General features: G+C 54.8%; 19 protein-coding genes. 14 read left to right on the top strand and 5 right to left on the bottom strand.

Annotated elements, in window-relative coordinates:
* The first annotated feature begins 38 nt into the window (after positions 1 to 38).
* Positions 39 to 821, top strand: a complete 783-nt coding sequence (locus FIV00_RS20105) for an arginyltransferase (RefSeq protein WP_152502425.1) — start codon at positions 39 to 41, stop codon at positions 819 to 821.
* A 157-nt stretch (positions 822 to 978) separates the two neighbouring features.
* Here the strand turns inward: FIV00_RS20105 and FIV00_RS20110 are convergent, their stop codons facing one another.
* Together FIV00_RS20110 and FIV00_RS20115 are read right to left on the bottom strand one after the other, a co-directional pair.
* A complete protein-coding gene (locus tag FIV00_RS20110; protein ID WP_152504350.1) occupies positions 979 to 1638 on the bottom strand; it encodes a uracil-DNA glycosylase in 660 nt (219 codons plus the stop codon).
* A gap of 19 nt (positions 1639 to 1657) precedes the next feature.
* Positions 1658 to 2251, bottom strand: a complete 594-nt coding sequence (locus tag FIV00_RS20115) for an NYN domain-containing protein (protein ID WP_152502426.1) — start codon at positions 2249 to 2251, stop codon at positions 1658 to 1660.
* 407 nt (positions 2252 to 2658) lie between these two features.
* Between FIV00_RS20115 and rpoZ the strand changes: the two genes are divergently transcribed.
* From rpoZ to recO, 9 genes are all read left to right on the top strand, one after another.
* Complete coding sequence (gene rpoZ / locus FIV00_RS20120; protein WP_152502427.1) at positions 2659 to 3060, top strand: DNA-directed RNA polymerase subunit omega; 402 nt, start codon at positions 2659 to 2661, stop codon at positions 3058 to 3060.
* A 109-nt stretch (positions 3061 to 3169) separates the two neighbouring features.
* A complete protein-coding gene (locus FIV00_RS20125; RefSeq protein WP_152502428.1) occupies positions 3170 to 5416 on the top strand; it encodes a bifunctional (p)ppGpp synthetase/guanosine-3',5'-bis(diphosphate) 3'-pyrophosphohydrolase in 2247 nt (748 codons plus the stop codon).
* Between the two features lie 25 nt (positions 5417 to 5441).
* A complete protein-coding gene (gene pyrE, locus FIV00_RS20130) occupies positions 5442 to 6023 on the top strand; it encodes an orotate phosphoribosyltransferase (RefSeq protein ID WP_152502429.1) in 582 nt (193 codons plus the stop codon).
* A 31-nt stretch (positions 6024 to 6054) separates the two neighbouring features.
* The gene (locus FIV00_RS20135) at positions 6055 to 6657 is read left to right on the top strand and encodes a DUF2062 domain-containing protein (RefSeq protein WP_152502430.1); all 603 of its coding nucleotides are present in this window, start codon (positions 6055 to 6057) and stop codon (positions 6655 to 6657) included.
* Between the two features lie 60 nt (positions 6658 to 6717).
* Positions 6718 to 7149 carry a holo-ACP synthase gene (acpS, locus tag FIV00_RS20140; protein ID WP_152502431.1) on the top strand — a complete coding sequence of 144 codons (432 nt, stop codon included), beginning with the start codon at positions 6718 to 6720 and terminating at the stop codon, positions 7147 to 7149.
* 116 nt (positions 7150 to 7265) lie between these two features.
* A complete protein-coding gene (lepB, locus tag FIV00_RS20145) occupies positions 7266 to 8018 on the top strand; it encodes a signal peptidase I (protein ID WP_152502432.1) in 753 nt (250 codons plus the stop codon).
* 21 nt (positions 8019 to 8039) lie between these two features.
* Positions 8040 to 8744 (top strand): ribonuclease III, encoded by a 705-nt coding sequence (gene rnc, locus FIV00_RS20150; protein ID WP_152502433.1) that lies wholly within the window; start codon positions 8040 to 8042, stop codon positions 8742 to 8744.
* An 82-nt stretch (positions 8745 to 8826) separates the two neighbouring features.
* The gene (gene era / locus FIV00_RS20155; protein ID WP_173006254.1) at positions 8827 to 9753 is read left to right on the top strand and encodes a GTPase Era; all 927 of its coding nucleotides are present in this window, start codon (positions 8827 to 8829) and stop codon (positions 9751 to 9753) included.
* Positions 9754 to 9853: 100 nt separating this feature from the next.
* Positions 9854 to 10591 (top strand): DNA repair protein RecO, encoded by a 738-nt coding sequence (gene recO / locus FIV00_RS20160; RefSeq protein ID WP_247649261.1) that lies wholly within the window; start codon positions 9854 to 9856, stop codon positions 10589 to 10591.
* Positions 10592 to 10610: 19 nt separating this feature from the next.
* Here recO and lepB (FIV00_RS20165) read toward each other — a convergent pair whose 3' ends face one another.
* Complete coding sequence (gene lepB / locus FIV00_RS20165; protein ID WP_173006077.1) at positions 10611 to 11279, bottom strand: signal peptidase I; 669 nt, start codon at positions 11277 to 11279, stop codon at positions 10611 to 10613.
* Positions 11280 to 11625: 346 nt separating this feature from the next.
* On the opposite strand from lepB (FIV00_RS20165), the gene parC reads away from it, so the two are divergent.
* Positions 11626 to 13881, top strand: coding sequence for a DNA topoisomerase IV subunit A (gene parC / locus FIV00_RS20170; protein ID WP_152502437.1), 2256 nt, complete (start codon positions 11626 to 11628; stop codon positions 13879 to 13881).
* Here the strand turns inward: parC and FIV00_RS20175 are convergent.
* Positions 13876 to 14793, bottom strand: a complete 918-nt coding sequence (locus FIV00_RS20175; protein WP_152502438.1) for an AraC family transcriptional regulator — start codon at positions 14791 to 14793, stop codon at positions 13876 to 13878. The two genes, parC and FIV00_RS20175, sit on opposite strands and share 6 nt — an antisense overlap.
* Here FIV00_RS20175 and FIV00_RS20180 point away from each other — a divergent pair.
* From FIV00_RS20180 to FIV00_RS20190, 3 genes are all read left to right on the top strand, one after another.
* Complete coding sequence (locus FIV00_RS20180) at positions 14792 to 15199, top strand: DUF2000 family protein (protein WP_152502439.1); 408 nt, start codon at positions 14792 to 14794, stop codon at positions 15197 to 15199. The two genes, FIV00_RS20175 and FIV00_RS20180, sit on opposite strands and share 2 nt — an antisense overlap.
* 93 nt (positions 15200 to 15292) lie before the next feature.
* Positions 15293 to 16456 carry an iron-containing alcohol dehydrogenase gene (locus FIV00_RS20185; RefSeq protein WP_152502440.1) on the top strand — a complete coding sequence of 388 codons (1164 nt, stop codon included), beginning with the start codon at positions 15293 to 15295 and terminating at the stop codon, positions 16454 to 16456.
* Between the two features lie 86 nt (positions 16457 to 16542).
* Positions 16543 to 16911, top strand: coding sequence for a thioesterase family protein (locus tag FIV00_RS20190; protein ID WP_247649262.1), 369 nt, complete (start codon positions 16543 to 16545; stop codon positions 16909 to 16911).
* Positions 16912 to 17098: 187 nt separating this feature from the next.
* Here the strand turns inward: FIV00_RS20190 and smpB are convergent, their stop codons facing one another.
* Positions 17099 to 17578, bottom strand: coding sequence for an SsrA-binding protein SmpB (gene smpB, locus FIV00_RS20195; protein WP_152502442.1), 480 nt, complete (start codon positions 17576 to 17578; stop codon positions 17099 to 17101).
* Positions 17579 to 17621 lie beyond the last annotated feature (43 nt).

Here is a 17621-nt window from a genome sequence, read left to right on the forward strand (position 1 = left end):
GATCAGGGACATATTTTGAGGCATCGCGGGACAACACGGTGACACGGCACCCAACAGATCATCCGCAGTTTTATCTTACAGCACCTGCGCCCTGTCCCTACCTTGAGGGAAAACAAGAGCGCAAGGTCTTCACCCACCTTGTTGGCCATGGCGCACCGGCTCTCAATGAAGTCCTGACTCAAGGCGGTTTTCGTCGCAGCCAGAATATTGCTTACAGACCTGCATGTGAGCGCTGTCAGGCCTGTGTCTCCGTGCGCGTCCGCGTTGACGACTTCAAATGGAGCCGCTCTTTCCGAAGGGTTTGGAAATCGGGTTCAGACCTGGTCGGAGCGCGGCTGCCGCCCAGCCCGTCTGCCGAGCAATACGATCTTTTTCGCGACTACCTGGAAGAACGCCACGAGAACGGCGGCATGACCGAAATGAGCGTTCTCGACTACGCAATGATGGTGGAAGATACCCATGTCGACACGCTACTGATCGAGTATCGAAAGCGGGGACCGAATTCTTTCATTACAGGCACTGGTGAAGGTCCGCTTCTGGGGGTTGCTCTCAGCGACCAGCTCTCCGACGGCCTGTCGATGGTCTATTCGTTCTATGACCCCGACCACGCCGACACAGCGCTCGGAACTTACATGATCCTCGACCATATTGAACGCGCACGAAAGCTGCACCTTCCCTATGTCTACCTCGGATACTGGGTCGAAGGATCTGAAAAGATGGCCTACAAGGCGCGTTTCAAGCCTCAGGAGCATTTGGGACCCAATGGCTGGGCGATTGCGGATGCAGAAGACTACAAAAAGGCCCCGCACACTGCCGAATGAGGTTCTGCCCTTTTTCCATCGCGGCGCACCTTGAGAGCGACACAGTCAAGACTTTGCCTGCTAGCGCCAGTCTGAACTGAGTTCCGGGGTACACCGCCTGGCACCTTGCCTGGTCTCGCAGCTTTTGTGCTCACTCGAGAACAAAGGCTCAATTGGATCAGGGGATCTGATTTCGGATCTTGTCAAAGACAGAACGGAACATCTCTTCCGTCAGCCGGCCTGTATTCGTGTTGTATCGCGAGCAATGATAGCTGTCGAAGAGCGTCATGCCATGGTCTGGCAAGCTATGCTCCGCGCAGTGCGCAAAGGGAAAGGCGGACCGTTTCAGCTCAAGCGCCGTCAGAAAGGTCTCATGGGCAATCCGGCCCAGTGCAAGAACAGCACGAATGGAAGGATTGGCGGCCAATGTCGACAACAGATAGGGACGGCACGTTTTGATTTCCGCGCCTGTCGGCTTGTTCTGCGGCGGCAGGCAGCGCACCGCATTGGTGATCATGGCGTCCCTCAGCTGCAGACCATCATCAGGCCGCGCCAGATAGGTGCCTTCGGCAAAGCCATAATCAAGCATGGTCTTATAGAGAAGATCACCGGCGTAATCACCCGTGAAAGGCCGTCCGGTGCAGTTGGCGCCTTTCATGCCGGGCGCAAGGCCGATGACCAACAGGCGGGGCTTTTCAGATGTAAACGAAATGACAGGCGCGTTGTGCCAGTCGGGGTGCGTGGCTTTTAGCTCCTCACGAAGTTCCACCAGACGCGGACAAGCCGGACAATCCAGAGGAGGATCGACCGGCCCGTGAGTTTTGTTCTGCAAATTCATCGTCAAGGCAGACCCGACCTCAGTAGTCGTCTTCTTCGTCCTCGTCATCCAGATGCGCCGGAGCTTGCGGGCGTACCGGACGTTCTGACGGGTCACGGCCGATCTTGTTGGCAAGATTGGCAAGATCAATGAAATGGTCCGCCTGGCGGCGCAAATCGTCGGCGATCATCGGCGGCTGTGTCTTCAGGGTTGAGACAACGCTGACCTTGCGGCCCTTGCGCTGCAGGGCCTCAACGAGCGAACGGAAATCGCCATCACCAGAGAACAGCACAACATGATCGACGGAATCCACGAGTTCCATCGCATCGACGGCGAGCTCGATATCCATGTTGCCTTTGACCTTGCGACGGCCGGCACTGTCGACGAATTCCTTCACAGGCTTCGTGATGACCTTGTATCCGTTGTAGTCAAGCCAATCGATCAAAGGCCGGATCGAAGAATACTCCTGATCCTCGATCAACGCGGTGTAGTAATATGCGCGCAGAAGATAGGCTTGCCCCTGGAATTCTTTCAGCAGCCGCTTGTAGTCAATGTCGAAGCCGATAGCCTTGGCAGTGGAATAGAGGTTGGCCCCATCAATGAACAAGGCAACCTTTTCACGAGCGTCAAACATTTTATTTGAAACCTTTCCAAGTCATATGCGCAGATAGGTAAGAGGTCGTCATCTGCCGGGCTTCCCGCAGCCAGGCACTTTCCGCCAGATTTCGTCATCAATCAGCGCATATTTTGCTGTGGAGATGCTACGTATAAGGCAACGTCAAACAGCTTATTGTTTTGTTTTCCCACCGGCCTTTTGATTCTTTAGTTAAGGGCCTGCCAGTGCCCTACACTATAATATTGGAGTGCCGCAATGCAAAAGCGAGAGACACTCTCAAAAAATCGACAAAAACTCAGCCAAAATTGACCATCCGTAACGTCAACAAAAGCTTCCGCTTCCAAGAATTGACAAGGGGTTGCTTTTTCTAAACGCGACTACTATACGCTGGTTCTTCAAGTTCCTAAAGCTTATGGAGACGTCGAATGGCGCGCGTGACCGTCGAGGACTGCATCGACAAGGTCGAAAACCGGTTTGAGCTGGTGCTGCTGGCTGCGCACCGGGCTCGCATGATCTCCAGCGGTTCGCCGCTGACCATCGACCGTGACAACGACAAAAACCCTGTTGTCGCGCTTCGCGAGATCGCCGAGCAGACCGTCAGCCCGGAAGATATGAAAGAAGACCTGATCCACTCTCTGCAGAAATTTGTGGAAGTGGACGAGCCGGAAGCGGAAGCCGTACCGGTGGTGCCTGCGCCTGGACAGCAGCAGGTGACTCAGGTGAACACTGTCGATGACGGTGCTGTTGAATTCGACCGCATGTCAGAAGAAGATCTTCTGCGCGGTCTGGAAGGCCTGGTTCCGCCAGAGCGGACCGACGACGTCTGATTTCACGTCTCAAGCTCGTTCGAAGCGCGGCTGGCTGCAGCCCGCGCTTTGCACGTATTTCTCTTTGTCCTGCTGAAGTCTCAGCCGGTTTCCAGGGTCGGTTGCGGCCATGATGCGTCAATACGAACTCGTTGAACGGGTTACGCGTTACAATCCGGAAGCTGACGAAGCCTTGCTCAACAAGGCTTACGTCTATGCCATGCAAAAACATGGCTCCCAGATGCGTGCATCGGGCGACCCCTATTTTTCCCATCCTCTTGAAGTCGCGGCCATTCTGACCGATCTGCGCCTTGACGACGCAACGATTGCTGTCGCCTTGTTGCATGACACGATCGAGGACACGGATGCGACGCGATCCGAGATCGATTCTCTCTTTGGCGAGGAAATCGGCAAACTTGTTGAAGGCCTGACCAAGATCAAGCGGCTCGATCTTGTTTCACAAAAGGCCAAACAGGCGGAAAACTTCCGCAAACTGTTGCTTGCCATTGCCGATGACGTACGGGTGCTCTTAGTCAAACTGGCAGACCGTTTGCACAACATGCGCACGCTTCAGCACATGCCGGAACACAAGCGTGGCCGGATTGCCGAAGAAACCATGGAAATCTATGCGCCGCTCGCCGGTCGCATGGGGATGCATGACATGCGTGAGGAACTGGAAGACATTGCCTTCCACACGCTCAACCCTGAAGCCTATGAGACGATTACCAGCCGGCTGAGCGACCTGCGCGACCGCAATGCCGAACTGATCAAGGACATTGAAACCACGCTGACCGAACGCCTGAGCGAACGAGGCATGGCAGCGGAAGTCCGCGGCAGGGAAAAGCGGCCTTATTCGATCTTCCGAAAGATGCAACGCAAGGCGATTGGCTTTGAACAGCTCTCCGACATTCACGGGTTTCGGGTCACCGTCGGAACCGTTGAAGCCTGCTACCGCGTACTGGGCGTGATCCACACCACCTGGCCAACCGTGCCAGGGCGGTTCAAGGACTACATCTCAACACCAAAGCAAAACGACTACCGTTCGATCCACACAACCATTGTCGGCCCGTCCCGCCAGCGCGTTGAACTTCAGATCCGAACGATTTCGATGGATCGTGTCGCCGAATACGGCATTGCGGCACATGCGCTTTACAAGGACGGTGAGTTCGGCGGCCGCAACATTGCCCGCCATACGGAAGACTGCCGAGCATTCGAATGGTTGCGCAGGACGACTGAACTGCTTGCGCAGGGAGATACGCCGGAAGAGTTTCTGGAAAATACAAAGCTCGAACTGTTCCACGATCAGGTCTTCTGTTTTTCGCCGAAAGGCCGCCTGATCGCTCTGCCCAGAGGTGCAACCCCAATCGATTTTGCCTACGCCGTTCACACGGGGATCGGAAACACCTGCGTCGGGTGCAAGGTGAACGGCAAGATCATGCCGCTCGTCACCGAGCTTAGAAACGGCGACGAGGTGGAGATCATCCGCTCACCGGCTCAGACACCACCGCCTGCCTGGGAGGCGATCGCCGTCACGGGCAAGGCAAGGGCGGCCATTCGGCGCGCAACCCGGGAATCGGTTCGCAAACAATATGGCGCTCTGGGCGAGCACATTTTGAAACGGGCTTTTGCTCGCGCCGACAAGGCCTATTCGGAGGATCTTCTGGAAGCTGTCCTTGCGGAGCATCATCAGTCCAGCGTCGCCGACCTGCTGGCTGCTGTCGGTCGAGGAGACCTCAGCGCCCAAATGGTGCTCAAGTCGGCGCATCCGGACTATCAGGACGAACGGGTCGCCATTTCGGGGCCATTGACTGAAGAAGGCTGGTTCGGGCTCAAGCAGGGTCAAGGCCTGAAGTTCCGCATTCCCCCCGATGCCCTTGCAGCAGACAAAAATACCGCCGAACAGTCGGATGATCCCGGCGAAGGTCCCGCCCTTCCGATAAGAGGCCTATCAGGTGACATTCCCGTTACTTTCGCACCGGATGGCGGCGCTGTTCCGGGGGACCGTATCGTTGGTATCTTGACCCCGTCGGAGGGACTGACCATTTATCCGATACAGTCGCCGGCATTGAAGGAATTTGATGACCAGACGGAACGCTGGGTAGATGTGCGTTGGGATATCGACCTCAACAATCCAGAGCGGTTTCCGGCCCGTTTGGACATATCTGCTGCCAATGAACCGGGGTCTCTGGCGACAATCGCCCAGGTGATAGGTGAGAACAGCGGGAATATCGACAATGTCAAGATGGTACAGCGCGCGCGCGACTTTCATCAGATGCTCATTGACCTGGAGGTCTGGGATCTGAAGCACCTGAACCGGATTATCAACCAATTGCGTTCCAAACCGAATGTTTCCAGCGTCAACCGCGTAAACGGCTAGCACGCTACACCCGAGGATCAGCTTAATGACACGCGACGAAGTCTTGTCCTTGTTTCGCGAGGCAGGTGCCTACATGGAAGGGCACTTCATTCTGACGTCCGGGCTTCGCAGTCCGGTCTACCTGCAAAAGGCGCGGGTATTCATGTATCCGGACAAGACCGAGACGTTGTGCAAGGCACTGGCTGACAAAATCAGGTCCTCAGGGCTTGGACAGGTTGATTACATTATTTCACCTGCACTTGGCGGCCTTATCCCCGGTTATGAGACAGCTCGTCACCTGGGCGTCCCTGCAATGTGGGTGGAACGTGAAGATGGCGAATTTCGCTTACGCCGTTTTGACCTTCCGAAGGGTGCAAAAGTGGTTATTGTCGAAGATATCGTCACAACAGGCCTTTCAGTGCGCGAGACGGTAACCTCACTGAAAGCTCTTGGTGCTGAAGTGGTTGCAGTGGCTTGCCTGATCGACCGCTCTGCAGGCGAGGCGGACACATCCGTGCCTCTAATTGCGCTAACGGAATATAAGGTGCCTGTTTACGAACCGGATAACCTGCCTCCGGAACTGGCAGCCCTGCCCGCGGTCAAACCAGGCAGTCGCGGACTGAGCTGAAGTAAAAAGTAACGGAGACGAAGCCTACACAATGCTGTTCCGCCGAAGACAAATACCAACACGCATAGAGCGATTGCGCGTTGCCGTCTGGCCACGGAACAGCTGGTCACGTTCTACCAAGTATTTCGGCAAACGGGTTTTACGTCTGACCGCGACCCCACACGCAATTGCCATCGGGTTCGCCGCAGGTGCCTTTGCTTCTTGCACGCCTTTGGTTGGGTTCCACTTCCTCACGGCTTTCGGCCTGGCCTGGGTTCTTCGCGGCAATTTGATTGCAGCGGCTCTAGGTACCTCAATCGGCAACCCGATTACTTTCCCGTTTATCTGGGCATTCACATTCAAGATCGGTCAATGGATCCTGCACGGACGCGCACCCAAAGCAGATCCTGCGCATGTCCATCAGCAGTTTCAACATGGGCTTTTTGAAAAATCGCTCGATTCTCTTTGGCCAATGCTCAAACCGATGTTCATTGGTGGCGTCCCGCTCGGATTGGTCATCGGTTCGGTATCTTATGTGATTGTCTATAAGAGCGTCGAGGTCTACCAGCGCCGGCGCAAACGCATTCTCGCCGAGCGCGGCGAACAGCTGTTCCCGGCGCCCGGACGCACGCTGGAAGAAGATGGCGGCGCTTGATTCCAGGCCCCGCATGCACCACTTTTTGCCGATACCCCTCAGGGACGGAAATCAAGAAACATGATCTTGGGCATTGGTAGCGATCTGATCGACATCCGTCGGATCGAAAAAACACTGGACCGTTTTGGCGAACGCTTCACCAATCGGGTCTTCACCGATATTGAACGAGCCAAATCTGACAAGCGCGCAGAGAGAGCCGCTTCCTACGCCAAGCGTTTTGCTGCCAAGGAGGCTTGCTCCAAGGCGTTGGGAAGTGGCATCCGCATGGGTGTCGCCTGGCGGGAAATGGGTGTGGTCAATCTGCCATCGGGAAAGCCGACAATTGCCTTGGCGGGAGGGGCAGCCGAACGGCTTGCCGCGATGACACCTGAAGGCTTCAAAACGACTATCGATCTCACAATCACGGATGATTTTCCGTTGGCGCAGGCCTTCGTCGTCATTTCCGCATGGCCCCGGGACTGGCCTGAACCACCCCAACCAGGATCAAACTGAAAGGCGTTGGGCATAGCGCCCTCGCCTGCATTGCTTCCGCAGACGTGAACAGCTAAAAGTCGCGCAGCATTGCAGCGTCGCCCTCCGGATCAACGGAAAGTATTTTAAGGGATATTATGAGCGTGACCGAAAACAAAAAAGAGAAGGAAAGCGGCGTTGGCGAAACCATCAAGGTGATCGTCCAGGCGCTTCTGCTTGCCCTTGTCGTGCGCACATTTTTGTTTCAGCCGTTCAACATTCCATCCGGATCGATGAAGGACACTTTGCTGATTGGCGACTACCTGTTTGTGTCCAAATACAGCTACGGCTATTCCCGATATTCGTTCCCGCTGGGATTGGTACCAATCCCGGGCCGCGTTTGGTCGGCTGATCCCGAACGTGGCGATGTGGCCGTTTTCAAACTACCGACCGACACATCCATCGACTACATCAAACGGGTTATCGGCTTGCCTGGCGATACAATCCAGGTGCTGGAAGGTGTTGTTCACATCAACGGCGAACCGGTCAAACGCGAGCGCATTGACGACTATATCGAGCAGTCTGAGTCGGGTGCCGTTCGCCGGGTACCGCGTTTCAAAGAGACGTTGCCGAATGGCGTTTCCTACGACACTCTGGACCTGACCACTAACGGCCAGCTGGATAACACGCGCGAATACAAGGTCCCGGAAGGCCATTACTTCATGATGGGCGACAACCGCGACAATTCCGTCGACAGCCGTGTACTTAGCAAGGTCGGTTACGTGCCGATCGAAAACTTCATGGGCCGTGCGGAAATCCTGTTCTTTTCCATCAAAGACAAAACCCCTGCCTGGCAGATCTGGACCTGGCCCTGGAGCGTGCGTTGGGAGCGGATTGGCCGGACCCTCTAGTCCGGATTTCTGTCAAACCGCATGACCCTAAAACCGAAGAACCCAATCTCAGCATTGAAATCCGCCCTGGAGTACGACTTCAAGGATCTGGAACTTCTGAGAGTGGCCCTGACGCATGCCAGTGCGCTCAATCCCTCTGAAACCGTCGCGGGCAGCTATCAGCGACTGGAATTTTTGGGCGACCGGGTTCTTGGCCTTGCCATTGCCTCCATGCTTCATCAGCACTTTCCAAAAGCTGATGAAGGTGAACTTGCACGGCGTTTCAATCATATGGTCAAGCGAGAGACCTGTGCCGAAATCGCGCAGGAGCTCGGCATCGGTGACGCAATGCGCATCGGGCTTGCCGAGGCACAGACAGGCGGGCGCAAGAAAACCGCCCTGCTCGCTGATATCTGCGAAGCGGTGATCGCTGCTATTTATCTGGATGGTGGATTTGAGTCCGCCCAGGACTTCGTCAGACGCCTTTGGGAACCGCGTATGCTATCTTGGTCCGGTCCGCTAAGAGATGCGAAGACGACATTGCAGGAATGGGCACAGTCCAAAAGTCTGCCAACTCCTCGATATGACGTGATCGGCCGGGATGGCCCTGACCATGCTCCCAGTTTTACCGTTGCCGTGATCGTTCAGGGTCTGGCACCAGGGGAAGGCAAAGGCGGTTCAAAGAGGCTTGCCGAACAGAATGCGGCCGAGGCCGTTCTGCGCCGTGAAGGCGTCTGGAAGGAATGATGACACCGTGAGCGATGAGAACACCAACGGCGATCCGGACGATGAGGACAACGGGTTCGTTGCCCCGAGCGGCCGTTTTGACATGCCGCTTCCAGAACCTCTGGCCGACATGCCGGCCGACACGAAAGCGGGCTTCGTTGCCCTGATCGGAGCCCCGAATGCGGGCAAATCAACCCTGATCAATCAGCTCGTCGGCACCAAGGTGTCAATCGTTACTCACAAGGTCCAAACGACGCGTACCATCGTGCGCGGAGTGGCCATGCACGGCTCCGCCCAACTGGTCTTCATTGACACTCCCGGTATTTTCAAACCCAAACGGCGCCTTGACCGAGCCATGGTCGACACCGCCTGGGGTGGCGCAAGGGATGCGGACGTCATTGCGCTTTTGATCGATGCTCGTAAGGGTATCGATGAAGAAGTGGAGAACATATTGAAGCGCCTGAGGAACCAGCCGGCCCCGAAGGTTCTGATTCTGAACAAAACCGACATTGCCAAGCGGGAAAAACTGCTCAACCTGGCGCAAATGGCCAACGAATACATCGAGTTTGAAGAAACCTTCATGGTTTCAGCGCTGACCGGCGACGGAACAGACGCGATACTTGACTATTTTGCGTCCAAAGTCCCGGAAGGACCTTGGCTCTATCCCGAAGATCAACCGTCTGATCTGCCCTTGCGGATCCTTGCGGCAGAGATCACGCGTGAAAAGCTGTTTGAACGCCTGCACCAGGAGCTGCCCTATATTTCCACGGTGGAGACGGAACAATGGCAAACTCGAAAGGACGGGTCTGCACGTATCGAACAAACGATCTATGTGGAGCGTGACAGCCAGAAGAGCATCGTACTCGGCAAGCGGGGCCAAACGATCAAAGCAATTTCACAAGCCGCGCGCGAAGAACTATCTGAGATCATCGATGCGCCTGTGCACCTGTTCCTGTTTGTAAAGGTACGCGAAAACTGGGCCAATGACCCGGAACGCTACCGCGAAATGGGGTTGGAATTTCCGAAATAACTGGCATTCAGACCGAATTTCGCGAAGATCGGCAAAGCAGATCCGGTATCGATTGTCATCCAAGCACGGGACCTGAGACGTGGAGTGGAGCGGACGCGGCGTGGTTCTCACCACCCGCAAACATGGTGAAAACGACATCATTCTGGAAGTCATGACGCTGGACCGGGGACGTCACCTCGGCCTGGTGCGCGGTGGACGATCCAGACGCCACCGCCCCATGCTGCAGCCTGGAAACGAGCTGGATTTGACCTGGAAAGCACGTCTTTCCGATCATTTGGGTCAATTCCAGATTGAGCCTCACGCTCTGCGAGCTGGAGACCTCATGACAAACTCGGTTGGCCTCACGGCTCTTCAGCACCTTGCATTTCTGCTCAGGCTATTGCCTGAACGCCATCCTTATCCGAAGCTCTATTCAGCCTTAGCTGTTGTTCTTGATCATTTGGAGAGTTCAGACGCCGCTGCGGCACTGCTCATCCGATTCGAGCTCGAGCTGCTTCGCGATCTTGGTGTTGGCCTGGATCTTACATCGTGCGCGGCAAACGGCACGCAGGAAGACCTCGTCTATGTCTCACCAAAATCGGCTCGCGCAGTCAGTCGGCAGGCCGGCCTCCCCTATCATGACAAGCTTTTGCCACTGCCCTCCTTCCTACTGGATGGACAGCGACAGACGGGCAGCGAACTGACCTGGCATGACGTGACGGAGGGGTTTGAACTGACAGGCTTTTTCCTGAACCGACACCTGATGGAGCGAAACGGTGAAGACAGCGGTACGCGTGACATGCTGGTCGGAGCGTTGGAAAAACGGTTTCGCGCCGACTTTCCCTGGAATTTTCAATAGGGCTTTTCTCAGACCTATCTCAGTTCTGCTCCAGGGAGCGCCAAACAAACCCGTCTTCGGGACCTGAGAAATAGACATGCCGGGCGATGCCGGTGACATTTTCTATCGGTACAAATCCAAAATGACCTTGCATGCGGCTATCTATCGAATTGTCCCGGTTGTCACCCAGCACGAACAAATGCCCCTCGGGGATATCGAATTCCGGTGTTTCGTCGAACCTGCCGTCAACCTCAAGGTCAATGACCTCATGTGATCTCCCGTTGGGCAAGGTCTCGCGGTAGGTCTGAACCATTGAAACTTTTCCATCTCTGGACTTTTCTTCAATCGCTTCCGTTTGCTGCCGCTCGAAGGGCTGACCGTTCAGATAGACTTCCCCTTTTTTCATCTGGATGCGCTCACCCGACAGGCCAATCACACGCTTTACATATGTGACGGCCGGATTCTGAGGATGACGGAAAACGACGATGTCTCCACGCTCGGGTGCATATCTTTCACCAATGATTGGAAAGATCTGGCTGACAAGAAAGCTGTCTCCTTGCTGAAGCGTCGGGCGCATGCTGCCTGCAGGTGTTTCAAAAGGTTTGGCGCGCAAATAGTAGAAACTTGTCGAGAAAAACGCTGTGGTTATCAGCGCCAAAACCCCCAGGACCAATCCTGATAAAAGGAGTGTCTTCACAGATCGGGTCAATTTCAGCTCCTTGAATTCAAATGTTAAAATCATGAACGGGGCAGTGTGAAACGTGGCCAGTTCGATGTATTCAATGTCAGCGAAATTTCAACCAGAGAGCATCAATCACGCTCCTCTCCACCTGGTTGAATGAATATTTACCCCCCGGCAAGTCGCCTGACTTGCAGTTCCAGCAAACAGACAGAAGCCAAGTCGATCTAAAGGCTTCGGGTATAGTTGGGTCGAACAGAGATATTGTACATTTTTGCTCACTACACGTTCGATTTCCGTTGAAAATCCGCCATTCGTGGCTGCAAACATCCGCAATCGAATTGCACCGGTTGGCGGAAAGGTTTAGCAAGCGAATATGGGAAAAGAGACGACACCTCCACCAAGCGGCGGAATCGAAGGCATCAATCTGAAAGACGCGCTGGAAGAGCGCTATCTTGCATATGCCCTTTCGACCATCATGCACAGGGCACTGCCGGATGTGCGCGACGGTTTGAAACCGGTTCACCGACGCCTTCTATACGCCATGCGGCTCCTGAAGCTGGACCCGGGTGCCGGTTTCAAGAAATGCGCACGTGTGGTCGGCGACGTAATCGGTAAATACCACCCCCATGGTGACCAGGCTGTGTATGACGCACTTGTCCGGCTGGCACAGGACTTTGCGCAGCGTTATCCGCTGATCGACGGTCAGGGCAACTTCGGCAATGTCGACGGCGATAACGCGGCTGCGATGCGTTACACCGAAGCCCGAATGACGGACACGGCGAAGAGGTTGCTTGATGGCCTGGACGAAAACGCTGTTGATTTCCGGGAAACCTACGATGGCGAAGACAAGGAGCCTATCGTTCTGCCCGGCGGGTTCCCGAACCTGCTTGGAAACGGGTCTTCAGGCATCGCGGTCGGCATGGCGACATCGATCCCGCCGCATAATGCCTATGAACTTTGCGAAGCCTGCCAGCACCTGATCAAGAACCCGAAGGCGGAAGTCGACGAGCTTCTTGAATTCATCAAGGGGCCTGATTTTCCGACTGGTGGTCTGCTTGTGTCGGACCAGGGATCCATTCGCGAAGCCTATGCCACCGGTCGAGGAAGCTTCCGAATCCGGGCGCGTTGGGAAGTTGAGGATCTGGGACGTGGCCAATGGGTCATCGTGGTTTCAGAAATTCCCTATCAGGTCCAAAAATCTCGCCTCATAGAGAAGATCGCCGAGCTGCTGACGGCACGCAAACTTCCGTTGTTGGACGATGTTCGTGACGAGTCGGCGGAAGACATTCGTGTCGTGCTGGTTCCACGGTCTCGCAACGTCGATGCCAATCTGCTGATGGAATCCCTGTTCAAGCTCACCGACCTTGAAAACCGCTTTTCGTTGAACATGAATGTTCTGTCCATGGGCAAGGTGCCGATGGTCATGGGCCTCAAGCAGGTGCTTCGTGAATGGCTGGACCATCGCAAAGTCGTGCTGATACGCCGTTCCGAGTACCGGCTCGGTCAGATAAATCACCGACTTGAGGTCCTTGCAGGCTATTTGATTGCCTATCTGAATCTTGATGAAGTGATCCGCATCATTCGTGAAGAGGATGATGCCAAGGCTGAGCTGATCAGAACGTTCGAACTGACCGATGTTCAGGCTGAAGCCATCTTGAACATGCGCCTGAGATCCTTGCGCAAGCTGGAAGAATTGGAAATCCGCAAGGAGCACGACAAGCTCACCGAGGAAAAGGACCAGCTGTCGAAACTGCTCGGTTCCGACGCTCGCCAGTGGACCAAGATATCCAAGGAAATCTCCGAAATTTCCAAGGTTTATGGTCCGGAGACCGAGATCGGTCGGCGGCGCACGGACAAATCCGAAGCACCGGAAGCCGACCTTGTCGATATTCAACAGGCGATGATTGAAAAGGAACCGATCACCGTCATTATCTCCGAGAAGGGCTGGATACGCGCGCTCAAAGGCCACCAGACGGACCTGTCGAGCTTGTCCTTCAAACAGGGGGACAATCTGAAGCTGTCGTTCCATGCAGAAACAACGGACAAGATCCTGGTTTTCTCAACGGGCGGCAAGTTCTTTACCCTTGGTGCAGACCGGCTTCCTGGCGGTCGCGGCCATGGCGAACCCATCCGTCTGATGGTTGAAATGGACGAAGCGCAGGATGTTGTGAACGCGTTTGTTCACAAGGCGGGGCGGAACCTGCTGTTGTCCAACAACGAAGCGCGCGGATTTGTTGTCTGTGAAGATGACGTCATTGCCAACACGCGCAAAGGCAAGCAGGTATTGAACCTTTCTACACCGGCTGAGGCTTCGTTGTGTGTCGAAGCAACTGGAGATCAGGTTGCCGTCATAGGTGAAAACCGCAAATTGCTTGTGTTCCCCTTGGCGCAGATACCGCAGATGGGCCGTGGACGCGGAGTGCGGCTACAGCGCTACAGGGATGGAAACATCTCCGACTTGCGCGTCTTCAGCGCCGAACAGGGACTGACCTGGACAGACAGTTCCGGACGGAGCTTCACTCGATCTCTCGATGAACTTGCGGATTGGCGCGGAGAACGCGGGAACGCTGGCCGATTGCCGCCCACCGGCTTCCCACGGTCGAACAAGTTCGGTCCAAACAAACTATAAAGTTTGACCAGCGGCGGCGTGCAGGCGCCGCCATTCGCCCGGAGACATGCCGAAGGCACGCTTGAAGTGTCGGTTCATGTGGCTTTGATCGGAAAATCCGCTGCCAACAGCAGCATCGGCAAGCTTCTCGCCCTTCTGCAATTTAAGCTTCACCCGATCCAGACGTCGCATGACCAAGTAGCGATGCGGACTGGTGCCGTAGGCACGGCGAAACTGGCGGGCAAGAGAATATCGGTCGATTTGCGTGATCGCTTCAAGGTCGGCCAGTGTCACGTCCTGATCGCAGCACTCCTTCATCAAGTCGCTGCATTCCTTCAAGGCTTTGTGGTCAAGCACTGCCGGTCTGTTAGACTTTCCGTTGTCTGCATGCCGTTTCAGACAGGCAGCAAGATCGGCAAGCAAGCAGTCACGTTTCAAGTCTCCGATTTCACACTCGATATCGGATAGGGCCTCGACAAGATCCCGTCGAAACTCAATATCGGTCAGAACTGGTGAAGAAACGAAGGGAAGTCCGCTGTCCCGGCCCGCTGCGAGCGCGTCTGAGATCTTTTCGGGCGGAACATAAATCATTCGATAACGCAGGCCTTGTTCATTCCCAGCTCCGCCATCGTGGAGTTCGTCAGGGTGAATGACAATGACCTGACCTGGCAAGGATGCCTGCCCCTCTCCCCGATAGTTGAATGTTTGCACGCCGTTGATGGTCAAACCGATCGCATAAGTGTCGTGGCGATGCGGAGAAAATCCATTGCCTTGAAACCGTGCTTCAATGCGCTCAATACCGGCTTCAGGTGGCGCTGATGTTATTCCGTCTCCCGGCGTGTTGCACAAACGTTCAAGACCTGCACCCAGCCCCGCATCTAGGGTCTGGGCCGTGTTGTTTTCTTGATACCCCAACGTGGAGTTTGTGCTCATGTTCGAAACCAAATTTGTCGTTGTTGTTCGCGATGACCTTGCCGTTTGGCAAAAGCTGAATGTCACCGCTTTTCTGGCGACCGGTATTGCCTCCGCCAAGGCTGAAATCATTGGTGAAAACTATCGCGATGCTGCCAATAATGTCTATTATCCAATGAGCGTCCAGCCGATCATTGTGCTTTGCGCAGACGCGGAAACACTTGCCAAGATACAGCAGCGCGCGCTGAATCGAGACGTTTCCTCCAGCCTCTATGTCGAAGAGATGTTTGCAACGGGACACGACACCGCCAACAGGGAGGTGTTCTCGAAATTCTCGCCAGACAACGCCAATGTTGTGGGGATTGCCTTTCACACCGACAGGAAAATTGCAGACAAAATCTCAAAAGGGGCTCGCATGCATCCCTGAACCGTCCGACTTCATCTAAAGTCTGGTCCTTGGCCCCTCGACGAATTGCCTTTTGGGGGGCAATCTTCGGTTCTCTGTCAGATGAGGGAAACAATGATCGGTGCATTCACTTTCAACACCAGCCAACGCATCGTCTTTGAAAACGGATCCGCGGAACGACTGACAGACCACGCTGCCGAATACCTTGGTGAACGTCCTTTCCTTGTCACGGACCCGGGGATCCTGTCTCTTGGTCTGCAAAGCCCTTGTGAGCGCGCAATTGTTAAAACCGGCCGCGACCTGGGACGGTTTGAAAAAGTTGCCGCCGATCCACCGCGAGCACTTGTCGATGAGGCCGTGGAGGCGGCAAAACGGCATCGAGCGACCTCCATTATCGGCTTTGGCGGCGGTTCGTCCCTTGACGTTGCCAAACTCGTTGCGCTCCTTGCCGGCAGCAATGAGGATTTGGATGGGGCCTGGGGCATTGGAAATGCCAAGGGACCACGTTTGCCGCTTATCCTGATACCGACAACAGCGGGGACAGGTTCCGAAGTAACACCAATCTCGATCATCACTGTTGGCGATGAGGAAAAGCGCGGCGTCGTGTCACCGGTCCTGTTGCCAGACATTGCCGTTCTTGATCCGCTTTTGACACGCGGACTGCCCGGCCCGGTGACGGCAGCCACGGGTATAGATGCCATGGTGCATGCCATTGAGGCCTATGCCTCGAAATCTGCAAACAATAATCCTGTTTCCAAGGCACTTGCGGTCGAAGCATTGCGACTTTTGGGAGCCAATATCGAAACAGCGGTTTTTTCGCCACAAAATGAGAGCGCTCGTGGTGCGATGCTTCTCGGCTCCATGCTCGCGGGCATGGCATTTGCCAACGCGCCGGTGGCCGCCGTACACGCCCTCGCCTACCCGATCGGTGGAACCTTTCACGTCCCACACGGTCTTTCAAACGCACTGGTGCTGCCGCATGTCCTGAAGTACAATAATCCAGTTGCTGCAAAGGTTTACGCTGAAATTGCACCCGTCTTGTTTCCCGATCTTGCCCTTATCGATGATCCGTCGAACTGCGCAGACGAGTTTGCGGAAAGGCTAGCCGACCTGTCAGAAAAACTCGGACTTCAAACCCGTTTGCGCGACGTTGGCATCGGCGAAGATGACCTTCCCAAGATGGCACGTGATGCCATGAAACAAACGCGGCTCCTGATCAATAACCCGCGCGACATCGCTGAAAAAGACGCTTTTGAGATCTATAGGGCCGCCCTATGACGACAGGTATCCCTCCACAAGTTGCCCGCCCCGTCTCATTAAACCGTTCAGATTTCAAAGCTTTTCAACAAATCCCCACCAGGTGGATGGATGTGGACATCTATGGCCATGTCAACAATGTCCAGTATTTGAGCTTCTTCGACACTGCTGTGAATGGCTGGTACGTGGCCAATGGCCTTCTGGATCCGGTAAACAGTTCCGAGATCTTTCTGGTCGTCGAGACTGGATGCCACTATTTTTCCGAACTCACATTCCCTAATGAGGTCTCCGTAGGTCTCAAGATCGAAAAACTTGGCGGAAGTTCTGTGGTTTTCAGGATCGGTCTGTTTTCGGGCGACGCCAGCGAAACGGCTGCGCACGGGCGTTTCGTCCATGTGCAGGTGGACCGAAACAGCCGAAGACCAGTCACAATTTCCCACCAGAAACGCAGTATCCTAACAAGCTTGATGGCTTAGATAGGCATCAATCACACAAGTCGTGGAAGTTCTGGCACAAACCACAAGCTTTCAACAGGATTGCCGGTTGAAGGTAAAAGTGACAAACCACAGGAAAGTCACACACCATTCACAGCTTATCCTCAGGCTGATAACAGGTTGCACACAGACTCGATTGCGATCCTGAGGTTCAAAAAAGAAGTGTCGCTTAGCCCAAATTCTTCATAAGGCGAGACTTTTCGCGTTGCCAATCGCGCTTTTTCTCAGTCTCGCGCTTGTCATGAAGCTTCTTCCCTCGCGCAAGGGCCAGTTCAAGCTTCGCCCGGCCCTTGTCGTTGAAATAAAGCTTGAGCGGGACAATGGTCTTGCCTTCTTTTTGAACCGCTCCTGCAAGCTTCCCGATTTCACGCTTGTGTAACAATAGCTTACGCGGACGACGCGGCTCGTGATTGAAACGGTTGGCCTGAAGATATTCCGGAATATAAACGTTGTAGATCCAAATCTCTCCGCCATATTCAGCCGCGTAGGATTCGGCAATATTCGCCTTGCCGTTGCGCAGGGATTTGACTTCCGTGCCCTTCAGCTCAATGCCAGCTTCCAGCGTGTCCTCTATTTCAAAGTTGAAACGGGCTTTCCGGTTGTCGGAGATAATGGTCCGTCCCGGAACGTCCCCCTTTTTCGGAGCCATTTTGTTCTTTCCAGGTGCGCTGCACCTTGTCTGTTACGTCCGA

Source organism: Labrenzia sp. THAF82 (assembly GCF_009363435.1).
In the GTDB taxonomy this organism is placed as follows: domain Bacteria; phylum Pseudomonadota; class Alphaproteobacteria; order Rhizobiales; family Stappiaceae; genus Roseibium; species Roseibium porphyridii.